The following is a 13,544-nucleotide window of genomic DNA, read 5'->3' on the forward strand; positions in this document are numbered from 1 at the left end:
GAGTTGCCGTTCATGCGTATGCGGGCTGGATCAAATGGCGTCATAAAGCGTGGCCATGACGCAATTATCTCACCGTGCTCAGCGGTTCTGCGCGCTTTTCGGCGCAGGCACACTCCTTGCCGCCTTCGGCATGACGGCCTCGAACGCTGCGGATCTGGGCGCGGTCCTGCCACGTCCGGTGCCGACTTTCGCCCAGATCGATCCAAGCGTTTGGGTGGTGACGGTCAGCGGCTCGCTCCAAGTCGTGCCGCGCTATCCCGGGGCCAGCAACTACACGGCGGTGGGCTATCCATCCATCGACATCCGACGCCTGGGCGAGCCGCGTCGCTTCTCGGCGCCGGACGACGGCTTCAGCCTGTCCCTCTACGATGATCCGGTGTTCCGGATTGGCCCGACCGTTCGCATCGTGCCCGGCCGCTACTACGGCGACGACCGGCGCCACCTGTTCGGCTTTCGCGACGCGCGCTTCGCGGTTGAGCCAGGCGTGTTCGCGGAGTTCTATCCCGTCTCCTTCATTCGCACCCGCGTGGAGGCTCGGCAGGGTATCTATGGGCACCACGGCACGGTCGGCTCGGTAGCGGCCGACTACCTGATCCCAACCGAGAAGCTCCTGTTCTCCATCGGGCCGCGCTTCAACATCGGCGATGCCAGCTTCGCCAGAAAGTATTTCGGCGTCTCACCGGCCGAAGCCGCCTTGAACGGACGGATCACCCCCTATGACCCGCGAAGCTTTTATTCGGCTGGTGTACTCGGCGCAGTGACCTACACGCAGAACGAAACCTGGGCATACACCGCTTTTGCCGGCTACACTCGGATTTTGGGTGCCTCCGGCGACAGCCCGTTGGTGCGCCGTCCCTTCGGCAGTCCGGACCAGTTTCAGTTCGGCGTCAAGATCGACTACTCGTTCACAACGCCAGCACTGTTTTGATCTGTCGGCGTGCGTGTGTTGAGCAAGCTCGCCCCCCCCCGCCTGACCTGATCGCAGGCTGATAGGGCTCGGTGCTGTTATCCAGGACGATGGACGGGGCAGGGGAGCCGCGATAGCTCTCCGCCATGGCGAAAGAAATCCCAAGCGTCGGCGACCTGCGCCGCAAGGCTGAGATCACGGACGACGAGATCGCGGCGGCAACCGCGGCCTTCCTGAAGGACGAGGGCGCACCGCCCTTCGTCTTCAGGTCCGGCCACCGCATCGACGTCGCCAGGGCCATCGAGATGCACCCAGAGGCTTAGGCGCTGCTGGCAGACAAGGCTACCGCGTCGGACCTGCTTCGGACGATGGTGGCGACCGCGGTCATCATGGGCTCCCCGGTCGAGGGATGAGCTACGATCCGGGCGTCCTCACGACCTTTGCCCGCCCGGTTCGCCGGCGCTGGCTACTTTTTGCCGACGCTGACCTAGTTCAGATTGCCAGAGATCGCGCTGAACTTCGCGCTGAGTCTTGATCCCACTAGCCTGAGCGAGACGATGATGGCGACGGCGATCAGGGCAGCGATCATGCCGTACTCGATGGCGGTAGCGCCGGTCTCGTCTCGGGCGAACCGCTGTAGCAGCTGAGACATCACGCGGTCCTGCGCCGATTACGTCATCACGAGGCTGTGATAGCGTCGGCGTGTTTACGGACCGTGAAGGTCTGTCTCGGCCGCGACATCGTGCAAAACCACGAGCGGCAGATCGCGAAGGAGGAATAGTCAACTGGCTGGTCAGACGCGGATGCCTTGCAGTTCCGGTTGCGCAGCTCGCCCCATCATCCAATCGGGATAGAAGGTCGCCATACCGAGCGCTGCCGCCAACCCGCCGAGCACGAGCAGGAGGAGAACGGCATCCCGCACGTCGTGGCCGTGATCACTGGCGTGCTGGATCGCATAGGCGCTCAGAGGAAGCGCGATCAGCATGATAGCGGCAGCAGCGAGCACTGGGAGCATCGAAGCCTCCTGACCGCGCTACAACTGAGATCCGAACCGGAAGTTGCGGCTACCCCCGGCCCTACGCGATGGCGTCCAACAGCGGGCAGTCGTGGTGGCCCCCTACTTGAAGCCCAGCATGCTGAAGACCCGCTGTGAAAGCGCGTCGGCGTTTGGAAGCGGGATGATTTCCGCCTCAATGTTCGGAGGTTGTTCATAGCTCCCGCTGTCCCGCATGCGATCTTCGTCATAGGCTCGCAACGCCTCTGTGACGATGTTAGACGGCGACACTTCATAATTCTGGAGGACTGCTGCGGCATCCTGCAGTGCCGCGGCCTCGGTCGCGGTGATAGACTGACCAGAAGCGCGTTTTTTCAAAACATATTCTGCAAGTTCGCCGGCTAACCGCAGAAGGTCATAAATTTTCGGCAATGGCTCATCCGCCATAATGTTTTCCCCAATTCGATGATCCGCTACCATTCTCTAAAAGGGCTCGGCTTCGATCGGTTCAAACTGACTTCGCGGATGGTTATTGAATTCTAAGTCTCCATTTTATTGCGATTTTGTTTCTGAAAACTGTTATTGAGCACAGGTGTATGAACAGCGAAGTCCAGCCGGGCCTACGCGATGGCGTCCAACAGCGGGCAGGCGTGAAGGTGTGAGCGCAGTAGGCTCAAGTGGTGACAGGCTTTATCGATGCCGGTCCATAGCGCTCTTCCAGCTCGGCTCGGCCCGCATCGGTGATCTCGTACTCGGCGCTGTCTCGCTCTGGAACCGTCCGCCCAGTGGCTGCGACCAGACCCAGCACCTCCAAGCGCCGCATGTAGACGGAGACCTGATAGAAGCGCGCCCCGGTCTGGGCGAGGATTTGGAGGCGGTAGAGGCTGGCAGGTGGCAGCTTGTGCATCGCTCGCCAGTGTACCGAGCGGCGGCTGGCGCGTCAGGCCTTCTGCGCCCCACCGATAGCGACAGCGAGGGCGGCGAGGGCTGTGCGCATCCCGGCAGGATAGCCGCCGGGATGACGGTGTCGAGGTTGTCTGACCAGGAGGAGGGTCGGGTTCGGACCGTTCCGCAGCCGCAGCCCCGGCGCCTCGCCATTCTCTTCGATGAAGATGACGCTGGCGGCTTCGAAGGCGGCTTCATCCTTCTGGCGAGGGCTCGGCAGCTGCGGCACCTGGTTCGGGGGCAGGGCCGGTATCGAGCGTGCCCCCGCTGACCAAAGCCGCAGCCCACGCGCTTGCGATCAGACGGACCTGCTCGATGGCCTCGGCACGCGTGAACGGTTCATCGTCTGTGCCGCCACTGCCATCTGACCAAGCGACGAAACCGGTCCGTCGGCCGTTGGCGTCCTCGACGCAGGCCGCGTCTTCGAGGATGCAGATGCGGAGCGGGAGCTTAAGGCCGAGCGTGGGCATACGGGCCATGTAGAGCGTTCGGACTCGGCTTCGACCGCTTCGTTTTCAGCGCCTCTTCCACGAGGCGGGGGATGGGGTCAGTGCAGTCGCTTCAGCTGCGGCCTAGTGAAGGAGCTGATCCCATAATCGACGATCGCTTCACAGAAGGCTCGGAAGGCGGCTAGTTCTGTTGCGAAGCGCGCGGGCCAAGCGGTGCAGCCACCGGTCAGATGAACCACCTCCAACTGCCACGGATCTTGCGTTCCAGCGGCCCGATAGATCTCCACATCGACCACGATGCCGTCGCGAATGAAGACACCCGAGAGGCGGGAGTGTTCGAAGTCACAGTCCTCGTCCATCGGTGCCTGGTTCATACCCGCTTCTTTGTGCTGAGCCCCTGTGCCGGCAACTCCACCACGTTGTCGCCCTTGCGACCGCTAGAAGGCTCGGATGCAGCCGCTTCGGCTTCCTGAACCCGCTTCTCGACTTCCATCACGAGGTACGCCACCGATGGCGGCCACTGCACACCGTTGTCGAGGAGCATCTTGGCAGCTTGAACGAGCATCCTGAATTGCTCCGGCGGGATCGACGTGCCTGCCCCGTGCTGTTCAAGGATGCGGTCGGCTATCGACGCCGCAAGTCCGGCAACCTCAGCCATTTTGTTGGGCTGGCCGCCGGGCTCCGTCATTTCAGATAGCCCTTCGCCTTCAGGTGCTCGCTGCTCGTCCGGCCGATCGGCCTGTCAGGGAGCAACGACATCCTCACGCAGACCTTGCTCATCGAAGATCCGACGCACAAGGCCTGATCGCTTCGCCTCGTTCAACCAAGTGTCAACATAGGCCAATGCGGCCGCTCGCTCCTTCGGAACAGCGACGGCGATCAGGGTCTGCTGGAAGCTGCCGGTTACGACCCGTGACCCCGGCACCAGCGGCTGGACCGGGCGCAGTTGATCGCGCGCGAGAGCCAGGGCGTCGGCTTGGCCTGAGCGCAGCCGGTCAATCGCCTCCGCCACGGAGCCGACTGGCACCGGCTTAGTCGTCTTCAGCGTTCGCGCCGAGGCCCGCAACGTGGTCGAGCCGGCAATCCCGACCACGCGCATGCCGGGGCGATCCACGCCTACCACATCCGAGACGCCGGCTGCCTCCGTGACGAGGTAGGTGCTCTCCAGATTGTAGTAGCCTGGACCGAAATCGACCTTCTGCCGACGCGCCTCGTCGATGGGCATGAAAGTGACGTCGATCAGGCCGGCGTTGGTCGCCTCCGTGATCTCACCGGTATTTGGGAACACCGTGAAGGCCACCGGCAAGCCGGCGGATTGAGCCAGATCCCGCGCGAGATCTACCGTGACACCTTGCGGGATACCATCGGCGCCGCGCCTAACGAACAGCACGCCCGGGGTCGGAGCTTCGGCCACGCCGACGCGCAGCGTCCCTGTCGGTGCCAATCCGGTCCGAACTGCAGCGTCCTGAGCGTGTCCGGATGTCGGCAGGGCGATCAGGAAAAGTGAACCGGCCAGCTTTGCGACGCGCATCGAGGGCATCCATCAGGTGGCATGCGATGTGGCTGAGATGAAGCCAGTTAGACGCTCTTGGATCCTAACCCTTCTGCTCCCGGGACCGGATCCCGGCCCCGCCGCCGTTCTCGGGGATGAACGAGAGGCCGACAGTCCGCACTGGTAGGGAGCCGCTAAGGTTATCGGCGAACATCCGGGGATCCTTCGTTGCATGACCTTGAGCCTGCCGTCACCGCATGGTGCAAAGAGAGCGGCCAGGTGGGTGAGTGTCCAGCCAGGAGCCCGCAACGCTTCGCACGTCCGGTTCGACTCCGGACCCCGGCCTCCAACACGCCTTGCCATCATCTGGCTCGCTTTGCGCAGTGAGATTTTAGCCGTCCTGCACGCGGGCGGGTCGCGCGGGGTAGGGCAGGGCCCTTCATAGCCAATCGCTAGACTGATTCGCCAAGCTTCATGGCCGGGCCAAGAGGATCCCGCCTACCCCGATTGAGCGCGGTCGAGGTACCCGACACGGTTATGCCATCGAGTCGGTTACGGAGAGCCGCCGATGGTAGCTTGTGCCAATTGCCAGCAGTCGTTCGAGCCTCGAACAGCGAACGGAATTTACTGCTCAACCCAGTGCAGAAGCCGAATGACCAAAATCATCTCTCGATCCCGTGGGATGGTAAAGCGCGCGGCCAACGGCACGCTGCAGCCCGAGCGCTGCCACGGCAGGCATGATCCCTACACAGCTCAGGAGCTTGCGGCCCTTTGGGCCAGTCCACGATGCGTCCTGCCTGACCGGAGCCTGGCTGCTCAATGGTGGAAGTGCGAGCAGCTTGGCATCCCGCGGGACCCAAGCCTGCGTGGCCGGCGCATCCGGTCTCCGGAGCAGATGGCCAAGAAAATAGCTCAGAAGAAAGCCGAGCTTCGATCTGAACGCGGCCCCGCGATCTGGTGGCGCTGGAACTACCGAAAGCGGGTTCGGAAGAACCCAGAGCGATACCTGGCGGAGCTTCGCGACCTTGCCCGCGGCCACCAGTATGCCGAGGATCTTGTCGTGGAGGGCTTCGCCATCCTTCTCCGCCTCGCGATCCCGGCCGCCGAAGCGCTCAAACTAGCCAAGGCCGAGGTCAACCGGACGTCGGCCCAACCCTTCCGCGAGCAGTCGTTCAACCCCGACATCGACTATGCGGGCCGGGAGACCGGGCGCCAGGTGTCCAGAGCCTCCAACATCAGGTTGGCATGCGGGGAGGGGTGACGGTTCTACCGTTGCCTCGGCGCAGCCAATCTCAAGACGCTGGCATCCCGGCGACTTCATCAAGGCCGGTAAGGTGGTCCCACTCTGAAAGTCTGGTGTAGCCGTCGAGATCCGTCAGTACGGTCTCGCTTCGAGCTTGGGCGCTACAACTAACCGTTAGGCCCGGCTTCTCGACGCGGCCTCCCGGGTCGAGCCCAATCTCGCTGAGGTGCCGTTCAAGAGCATCTGCAGCCGCCCCCTCATCGTGGAGGATCAGGAAGTCGACGTCATAGCTCTCGTTGGGCTGGAGTTCCGTCGATGGCTTCCAGCGAACATAGATGCTGTGCACGCCTTCGTACTGCTTAGGGCCACCTCCTTTGGGAGACCCTTTGAAGAATTTCTCCAGCGGCTCGAAGACAGAGCCGCGCAACCGAGCCACGAGCGCGTTCGGAAGCGCGATGCGGGTGTAGTACCGCCCGATCCACCCAGCGAAGGCGCGACACGCCTCTTCAGTGGCCTTGGCTTGGCCTGGGGCGAAATGCAGAAGGCTTTCGCGGCGAACCGCGAAGCGGGCGTTGATGTCGATATCTACCGCCTGAAAGGCCGCTCCCGACACGGGTAAGTGGTACCGGCGCGCGTTCTTGCCTGTGGCTTCCCCCGACTTCCCCGAGTAGGTCGCGACCGGGACCACTACAGCGAGCTCGACCCAAGGATCCTTCCTGAGGCTGTCCGAGACGAGGCTGCAAGCCTGCGTGCAGACGATGAGGTGTGCGCTTGGTCGCTCCAAACCCTCAGGTATTCCGACGTGCTCGTTGGGCAGGAAGAGACTGCCCTGGGTCCAGCCATCTGCCAGCAGCTTGTCTGCTTCGGGGCCGCCGAACCCGCTTTCTCCTGTCTCTGTGGCCATGTGCCGACGACAGTCCCTCAGCCCAGGTCGGCCACAGCCACTTCATCGATAATGGGGTTGGAGGCACCCGGCCGGACTGACCCGCGCTTAGCCTCGCGCCGGGCATGCCGATCAACAGCGGGTCGCAACTCTTCGAGTGCCGCAATCACGGATGGCATATCGAGTGTTTCCGCTCTGAGGATCTGGCGCAGGGTCAGTCCAGTCGAGAGCGGCCGCTCGCCGACCCGCCAGAGCGCACGTAGGTCCATGCCTGCCGCCATTAGAAGGCCGTGAACAGTGGCGAGCCGACTGGCCCGTTCAGCGCGCGCGTCAGTGCCGTCGAGCCAAGCATAAATCGTCTTGCGCTCGACGCGCGCCATCTCGGCAATCGCCGCGACCGGCATGCCGGCGCTCCTTAGCGACTGAGCCATTTCCTGGGCATCAAGCACTACGGCCTGCGGGGCCTCCTGAGGGGCGGCATGAACGTACGAGCCAGTCGGCTCGATCCGGTTGGTCTGTGCCCAGGCAAAGCTTGAAAGCGCCTGAATGCCTAAGGCGAATAGAAGGCCGCTTGGACCGGGCGCGATTGGTGTGAGGGCGACTGTCATGACCGCTTCTCGTTCCAGACGCTCATAGCATGCGATGTCCCGATGTTCTCAAAGACAGCCTTGGCTCGGCCGCGAAGGCGCAACACTCGATCACAGACGAAATCGACGTCCATCGGCTTGGGAGGCTCAAAGCGCGCCCCATAATCGATATCCACAACGGCAAAGCTACCGCTCGGACGGTCGAATTTCCATCCGTTCTGCTGGGTAAGAGCGGTCTCCAGTTCAGGGGGCAGCACCGCAGGGGGGTTCCGTAAAACCTGGAAGCGAAGGTCGCCATCGGGCGTGGAGTAGCGGGACACATAGACCCCTTCTTCCAGCTTCAGGTCGGCCAACCCGCTAAACTCAGGCGGCAACACGAACTCCTTCAGATAGTCCGAAAGAACCTCCCCTTCGCGCGGGATGACCCGGTCGACATATCGTACGCCCACGGCTCCAACGTACGAGATGCCAATGCCGTCGACAGCCAAGAGGCGCGACAGGCCATGGCGCAGCCGGTCAATGAAGTCCCCATGAGTGCTGTAAGCCACCGTGTGGATCGCGAGCAGGGCAGGCGTGAGGATGAATGCCCAGGATCGATCCGGGGCGGAGAATTGCCAGATCGGGGAGAGGTGCTGTTCAAGCTTCAGGCCTTCAGGGCCGGCGGTTACGCTGACCTGCGGCAACGTGATGTGCTGGTAGTGCGGATACTCGGCCCGAATGGCCTCATGGAAGAGCGAGGCGAAGTGGTGGGGATTGGGGATCGCGGGGAAGTGAGCCACGCCGAGCGTGTAGACGAGCGGTGCGTTCGGGAGGTTGGCCATGTCACCCTCCTATGCAGGTCGCGCTACACACTCAACTAAACACTTTGAGGTGGGTTTCCCAGGCCGAAAGTTCGTACGGGATAACTCGGATCTGGAGCTGTAAGGCCGCGGCTGGGTCGCAGCGTGGTGGCCCCGGTGCCAGCGAAGCGTCAACGCCTTGGGCGCCTCCGATTACAACGACGCCGGCAAGTTGGTGCAGTGGCTCGGCGACGCGCTGACCGACGTGGAGAGCGTGGTCGACAAGGAGGTCCGGCGGCGCGTGCCCACGGGCCGCCACGACCGCGAGACCCGGCTGGAGATGATTGCGCCGCCAGTGATCCAGAACGGCGACCCAGATCAGATCGAAGCTTTCGCCGACGAGCTGCTGGCCCATGCCGCAGCCGAGCGCCGGGGCCGCTGACAGCGGCTCCTACCCCTTCGCGTGTCGTGCGTACCGCCCCGGCCGGATCCAGCCGGGCTATTCCATCACACCCGAGACACCACCATGGGCGACGTGCTCACCTTCACCCCGCGTCCGAAACCGGCCGCCCCGGCAGCGCTGGAGCCGCTAGCCGGGCCCGCACTCCGCGCCAGCCTGGAGGAGGCGGCACAGACCGCCCTCGACGCGGCGGACCGCATCATCGCCGTGCTCGACCGCATGGACGGTGAGCCGGACCTGGAGGACGGCGCGGACGACGAGCCGTCCCTGGCGGCGCCCGAGAACGCCACTGGCAGCCAAGTCGTCTACATGCGCGGCAACGACCAGGACCGCGAGGCCGAGGCGCCCGAGACCGTGATGCCAGAGGTGGCGGCCGATCCGTTGCCCGAGGCGCAGATCCTGCCCTGGCGCGGGCGCGGGAACATCGTCGCCGCGATGGGCGTAGCGCTCCTCAACCTAGCTAAGGTGCGTTGATGCCGTCGGCGGAAGAGATAGGACTGCCTCGTCCAGAAGCGGTCGTTAAGCCGCACTCGCCTGAGCCGCCTCGATATATAGGCGCGCCTCGTGGGACGGGAGGGGCCGGCTGAACAGGAAACCCTGAACCAGCGTGCAGCCCTCTCGGCGCACGAGATCGAGCTGCTCAGCGGTCTCGACCCCTTCGGCAACGATGCCCATGCCCAGCCGCTCGCCGATACCGACCACCGCACGCACGATCGCCGCCGCGTCCGGGTCGGCGATGTCTCGCACAAACGCCCGGTCGATCTTGATCTTGTCGAAGGGGAAGCGCCGCAAATAACTCAGGGACGAGTAGCCCGTGCCGAAGTCGTCCAGGGCGATGAGTACGCCGAGGCCACGCAACCGGTGCAGGCAGGCCAGCACCGTGTCCGCGTCCTGCATCAGCACGCTCTCGGTCACCTCCAGCTTCAGCCGCGTCGCCGGCAGACCGCTAGCCGCCAGCGTGGAGAGCACCACCGCCTCCAGACCCTCGCGCCTCAACTGCACCGCCGAGACGTTGACCGCCACGCGGATGTGAGTGGGCCAGTTCATCGCCTCGCGACAGGCCTCCTGCAGCGCCCAGACACCGAGCGGCACGATCAGCCCGGTCTCCTCTGCCAGAGGGATGAATGTGCTTGGCGAGATCTCACCCTGCATAGGATGGCGCCAGCGCATTAGCGCCTCGAAGCTGACGACCGCGCCGGTCGCGGCATCGACCACTGGCTGGTAGACCAGCCGGAATTCACCGCGCCGGATCGCCTCTTTCATGTCCAGGCCGAGCTGGCTGCGCGTGGCGACGCGGGCGCCCGCGGCTAGCTCAAACTCGCGGTAGGTGTTCCGGCCGGCGGCCTTGGCCTCGTACAGGGCAATATCGGCCCGCTTGAACAACTCATCTACGCTCGAGTCTGGGTCAGTGGCGAGCGTTAGCCCGATGCTGACCCCGACCTCGACCGTCTGTCCATCGAGGTCGATCGGCTCGCTCACCGCCGCAATCAGCAGCTCGGCGATGCCGACGGCCGAGCACGGCGCGTCTAGGTAGGTGAGCACGATCGCAAATTCATCACCGCCAAGCCGGGCGACGGTATCGTAGGGACGCAGAACCGCCTGCATGCGCTCGGCCACGATGCGCAGCAAAGCATCACCGGCCGGGTGGCCGAGGCTATCATTGACGGCCTTGAAGCGGTCGAGGTCGCAGGCCAGCACGGCAAAGGCATTGCCGGATCGGGCGGCATGAGCGATCGCCTGGTCGAGCCGATCGCGGAACAGCGTGCGGTTCGGCAGACCGGTGAGCGCATCGTGCAGCGCCATGTGCCGGACCTGCTCCTCCGCCTCACGGCGCTTGGTGACATCGCGCAGGGCCGCGACGTAGCCGATCACTCGGTCGCTCTCGGACTCGCGAGCGAGGCTCACCGAAGCCTCGATCCAGATGTAATGGCCAGCCTTGTGGCGATAGCGCATGCAGGCGATGAACCGCCCGTCCCGCTCGCTTTGCACCTTCGCCCAAAGGTCGGAGAAGATGTGCGCGTCGTCAGGATGGGCGAAGTCGAGCGGCGTGCTGCCGATGAGTTCCTCTGGTTCGTACCCAAGCATGCTACGGGCCGCAGGCGATACATAGAGGCGACGCATGTCGAGATCGCCGAGCACGAAGACGTCGTTGGAGTTCTCGGCGAGCAAACGGAAACGGCGCTCGCTCTCACGCACGGCAGCTTCCGCGGTGCGGCGCTGCGTGACGTCGGTGAAGGTGCGCACCAGTCCGCCGCCCGGAAGCGGCAAGGTGCGAACGTGGAGCACAGTGCCGTCCGGGCGCACGCGCTCATAATCGTTTACGCACGCCTCTGGATCGCCCCGCTCCAGCCAGCGCTTCAGGTGCTCGGGCAAGCGCGCGAACTCGCCCTGTGCCGCCTGGTAGTCTCGCACGTCAGCGAAGTGAACACCGTCGCGCAGCAGATCCTCCGACACGCCCATCATGCCGGCAACACGCCGGTTGTAGACGCGGACGCGGTCGTCCGCGTCGGTCATGACGAGACCCTGGTCAATGTGGTCCAGGATTGTGCGCAGTCGCATCTCCGAGGCCTGCAATTCCCGCTCGGAGCGAGTAAGATCCGTAACATCAAGGGTGATGCCGGACATAGAGGTGATAGCTCCCGCCGCATCGCGCACCGTCCGCCCATGCACGACAATCTCGCGCACCGCGCCGTCTGCGCGCAGCATCTGCCCGCGCCGGATAAAGGTGCTGTCCGCACGGCTGGCGGGGATGGACGCGCTTCGACGGGTTACTGCGCGCAGCAGAGCGCGCTCGCTGGGATGGCAGCATGCGATGTGCTGCCGGAGGCTGATCGTCTGCTCAGCCCACTCCTCGCGCCCGAGCAGGCGCGCCATACCCTTCGACCAGATGACGCTGCCCGCCGTGACATCGATCGTCCAGCGGCCGAAGCCGGCCGCCTCTTCGACCCAGCGTTCGGCGTCGCGCGCGTCCTGCAACTGCGTCTGCCGGCCGGCGGCGAGCACCTCCGCCGCGGTTCGCTGCGCCGTCTCCGCATGCAGCGTGGCGTAGGCTTCATCGGCTTGCGCGCGCGCCCGCTCAGCCTCGGCCTGGGCGATGCGCCCGCGCAATGTGGCTTCGACAAATAGGGCAAGGTCGCGCAGGCGTCGTTGCTCTTCCTCGCCGAAGCTCGCGCGCGGGGACGGATCAGCGATGCAGACGGTCGCGACGTTGATGCCGTCCGCGAAGGAGATCGGTACGCCGGCGTAAAAGCGCAGGAACGGCTCGCCGGTAACGGAGGGGTTGCTGGCGAAACGGGGATCGCGATGCGCGTCAAGCACGATGAGCGGCTCGTATCGACCGCCCTGGATAGTGGATGCGCAAATGCTGGCGGCCCGAGGCGTCGAGACCGTGTTTAAGCCCTCACGTCCGAGGAACCATTGGTGGTCCACATCGAGTTGCGTGACGAAGGCATACCGCGTGCTGAACAGCGCCACACTGGTTCGGCAGATGGCGTCGAGATGGACATCGCGCTCGTCGGAGACGGGCGCAAAGGCAGGAGGTGGCATGGCGGAGCTCGACACACTCGGTCGCGTGCACTTTTCTACCAGAGATTGTTAAAGGCCAAATTAACTCGCCCGAGGATATCTAACGCGCTGAACGATGTCTCCATTGTGATTGATGATTGGCTAAAACTGCATTTCAAGCCGCGGTTTCGGTGATGCAATGAAATATCGACTGCCGATCTTCGCACACATGCTGAGCCTCGCTCACCCTTAGCTCGCTACTTGGCAGCGCCAGCTCTGCTGGGGATCTTGAAGTCCCGCATGTCGCGCAGGTGCGGGTAACGCTGCAGAAGTGCGCCGAACGAAAGATCGCCTAGTCCCGCACAGGCTTCGGCTCCGGTTTGGCAGCGCGCGTCAGGTTCTGGATCGTTCGCAGCGGCCGACCTACCTTCTGGGCGATCTCGGCCTCATGCTGCTCGATGAGTTCGCGGGCCGGCTGATCGCCGTCGAGGCCGCCCAGGATCTCCATCGGCACGCGTCGGTTCGAGGCTCGACTGCCGTCCTCGAAGACGACGTCGAACAGGACGAAGCCCCGCTCCTGTGGGAGTTGTCGTGCACGCTTGGACATGTCGGGGCTGATACGCCGGCAAGCTCAGCAGCACCAGATCGACAGGCTGCCGCAGTCAGCCGGCGCCCCTTGAACGCAGAAGGGCCGCCCCCGACACCTCGTCAGGGACGGCCCATCACGCGACAACGCTGACGAGGCTGCAAGGCGCCGGGGGAAGGGGCCATGCTGCTCTGCCGGCGTTCGGGCATCGAGCCCGGTCGCTGCGAGAACCCTACCGGACGGTGGTCAACGATCCGTTGAGGCCGAGGAAGCTCTCCGCGTCTGCTCACCCCGTGATCTCACCCAGCCAGCCCCTATAAGATACCAAGACCGAAACCGGGTGTGCTCATCGGGTTTTCAGAAGCACCCGGACGCACAGCTGATACCGGTCAGCCGCAAGGCTGCGGAAAAGGGGCGTGTCGCAAACCCGGCTGTGAGCCGCGGAAGGGCGTCTACCGTCTCGCTTTCATGCTTTGTTCGTGACGGGAAGGCCGAAGCAGCAGGCGAGCAGCTGGTTCTGCTCGCGCACGGTCCAGATCCCCGCAAACCCGAAGCCTTTGCGCAGCCACAACATCGCCTCGAAGCCGCGGATCGTGCGCCGGGCCGTGTTGAACGAGCGGAAGCCGCCCACTCTTGGCATCGCTCGTTTCACCCGGAAGTGGTCGCTTTCAATGCCTTGCTGCAGGTGTTTGGTCACGTAGTGGACCGGCGTGCG

The 13,544-nt window shown here is 64.2% G+C and carries 19 protein-coding genes and 1 tRNA gene; 6 read left to right on the top strand and 14 right to left on the bottom strand.

Annotated features, from left to right (window positions below; translation table 11 throughout):
- The first annotated feature begins 55 nt into the window (after positions 1-55).
- Together MKL01_RS20755 and MKL01_RS20760 are read left to right on the top strand one after the other, a co-directional pair.
- Positions 56-928: a MipA/OmpV family protein gene (locus MKL01_RS20755; protein WP_243907104.1), complete on the top strand. Its 873-nt coding sequence runs from the start codon at positions 56-58 to the stop codon at positions 926-928.
- A 125-nt stretch (positions 929-1,053) separates the two neighbouring features.
- Positions 1,054-1,230: a hypothetical protein gene (locus MKL01_RS20760; protein ID WP_243907086.1), complete on the top strand. Its 177-nt coding sequence runs from the start codon at positions 1,054-1,056 to the stop codon at positions 1,228-1,230.
- A gap of 164 nt (positions 1,231-1,394) precedes the next feature.
- On the opposite strand, the gene MKL01_RS20765 is transcribed toward MKL01_RS20760, so the two are convergent.
- The 8 genes from MKL01_RS20765 to MKL01_RS20800 form a co-directional block, all read right to left on the bottom strand.
- A complete protein-coding gene (locus MKL01_RS20765) occupies positions 1,395-1,559 on the bottom strand; it encodes a Flp family type IVb pilin (RefSeq protein ID WP_243907087.1) in 165 nt (54 codons plus the stop codon).
- A gap of 141 nt (positions 1,560-1,700) precedes the next feature.
- Positions 1,701-1,922, bottom strand: a complete 222-nt coding sequence (locus MKL01_RS20770) for a hypothetical protein (RefSeq protein ID WP_243907088.1) — start codon at positions 1,920-1,922, stop codon at positions 1,701-1,703.
- A gap of 102 nt (positions 1,923-2,024) precedes the next feature.
- Positions 2,025-2,348, bottom strand: a complete 324-nt coding sequence (locus MKL01_RS20775) for a hypothetical protein (RefSeq protein WP_243907089.1) — start codon at positions 2,346-2,348, stop codon at positions 2,025-2,027.
- Between the two features lie 226 nt (positions 2,349-2,574).
- Positions 2,575-2,808, bottom strand: coding sequence for a hypothetical protein (locus MKL01_RS20780; protein ID WP_243907090.1), 234 nt, complete (start codon positions 2,806-2,808; stop codon positions 2,575-2,577).
- 33 nt (positions 2,809-2,841) lie between these two features.
- Positions 2,842-3,075 (bottom strand): hypothetical protein, encoded by a 234-nt coding sequence (locus MKL01_RS20785; RefSeq protein ID WP_243907091.1) that lies wholly within the window; start codon positions 3,073-3,075, stop codon positions 2,842-2,844.
- A gap of 318 nt (positions 3,076-3,393) precedes the next feature.
- Complete coding sequence (locus MKL01_RS20790; protein WP_243907092.1) at positions 3,394-3,669, bottom strand: hypothetical protein; 276 nt, start codon at positions 3,667-3,669, stop codon at positions 3,394-3,396.
- Complete coding sequence (locus tag MKL01_RS20795; protein WP_243907093.1) at positions 3,666-3,983, bottom strand: hypothetical protein; 318 nt, start codon at positions 3,981-3,983, stop codon at positions 3,666-3,668. The genes MKL01_RS20790 and MKL01_RS20795 overlap by 4 nt, the downstream gene beginning before the upstream one ends.
- 54 nt (positions 3,984-4,037) lie before the next feature.
- On the bottom strand, positions 4,038-4,826 hold the full coding sequence (locus MKL01_RS20800; protein ID WP_243907094.1) for a transporter substrate-binding domain-containing protein: 789 nt from the start codon (positions 4,824-4,826) through the stop codon (positions 4,038-4,040).
- A 234-nt stretch (positions 4,827-5,060) separates the two neighbouring features.
- Here MKL01_RS20800 and MKL01_RS20805 point away from each other — a divergent pair.
- Positions 5,061-5,136, top strand: a tRNA-Cys gene (locus tag MKL01_RS20805).
- A gap of 546 nt (positions 5,137-5,682) precedes the next feature.
- Positions 5,683-6,048 carry a hypothetical protein gene (locus MKL01_RS20810; RefSeq protein WP_243907095.1) on the top strand — a complete coding sequence of 122 codons (366 nt, stop codon included), beginning with the start codon at positions 5,683-5,685 and terminating at the stop codon, positions 6,046-6,048.
- A gap of 31 nt (positions 6,049-6,079) precedes the next feature.
- Here the strand turns inward: MKL01_RS20810 and MKL01_RS20815 are convergent, their stop codons facing one another.
- Genes MKL01_RS20815 through MKL01_RS20825 form a run of 3 tightly spaced genes read right to left on the bottom strand, consistent with a single transcriptional unit; the run spans position 6,080 to position 8,321 of the window.
- A complete protein-coding gene (locus MKL01_RS20815; protein WP_243907096.1) occupies positions 6,080-6,934 on the bottom strand; it encodes a hypothetical protein in 855 nt (284 codons plus the stop codon).
- Between the two features lie 17 nt (positions 6,935-6,951).
- Positions 6,952-7,521: a hypothetical protein gene (locus tag MKL01_RS20820; RefSeq protein WP_243907097.1), complete on the bottom strand. Its 570-nt coding sequence runs from the start codon at positions 7,519-7,521 to the stop codon at positions 6,952-6,954.
- Complete coding sequence (locus tag MKL01_RS20825) at positions 7,518-8,321, bottom strand: TIGR04255 family protein (RefSeq protein WP_243907098.1); 804 nt, start codon at positions 8,319-8,321, stop codon at positions 7,518-7,520. The genes MKL01_RS20820 and MKL01_RS20825 overlap by 4 nt, the downstream gene beginning before the upstream one ends.
- 157 nt (positions 8,322-8,478) lie before the next feature.
- On the opposite strand from MKL01_RS20825, the gene MKL01_RS20830 reads away from it, so the two are divergent.
- Together MKL01_RS20830 and MKL01_RS20835 are read left to right on the top strand one after the other, a co-directional pair.
- Positions 8,479-8,721 (top strand): hypothetical protein, encoded by a 243-nt coding sequence (locus MKL01_RS20830; RefSeq protein WP_243907099.1) that lies wholly within the window; start codon positions 8,479-8,481, stop codon positions 8,719-8,721.
- Positions 8,722-8,805: 84 nt separating this feature from the next.
- The gene (locus MKL01_RS20835; protein ID WP_243907100.1) at positions 8,806-9,213 is read left to right on the top strand and encodes a hypothetical protein; all 408 of its coding nucleotides are present in this window, start codon (positions 8,806-8,808) and stop codon (positions 9,211-9,213) included.
- A gap of 45 nt (positions 9,214-9,258) precedes the next feature.
- Here MKL01_RS20835 and MKL01_RS20840 read toward each other — a convergent pair whose 3' ends face one another.
- The 3 genes from MKL01_RS20840 to MKL01_RS20850 all read right to left on the bottom strand — a co-directional run.
- Positions 9,259-12,285 carry an EAL domain-containing protein gene (locus MKL01_RS20840; protein WP_243907101.1) on the bottom strand — a complete coding sequence of 1,009 codons (3,027 nt, stop codon included), beginning with the start codon at positions 12,283-12,285 and terminating at the stop codon, positions 9,259-9,261.
- Between the two features lie 310 nt (positions 12,286-12,595).
- Complete coding sequence (locus MKL01_RS20845) at positions 12,596-12,850, bottom strand: hypothetical protein (protein WP_243907102.1); 255 nt, start codon at positions 12,848-12,850, stop codon at positions 12,596-12,598.
- A 445-nt stretch (positions 12,851-13,295) separates the two neighbouring features.
- Positions 13,296-13,544, bottom strand: a 249-nt coding sequence (locus MKL01_RS20850) for a transposase (RefSeq protein WP_243907103.1), incomplete at its 5' end; no start/stop codon positions are given.

Source organism: Methylobacterium sp. J-070, from assembly GCF_022829385.1.
GTDB lineage: Bacteria > Pseudomonadota > Alphaproteobacteria > Rhizobiales > Beijerinckiaceae > Methylobacterium.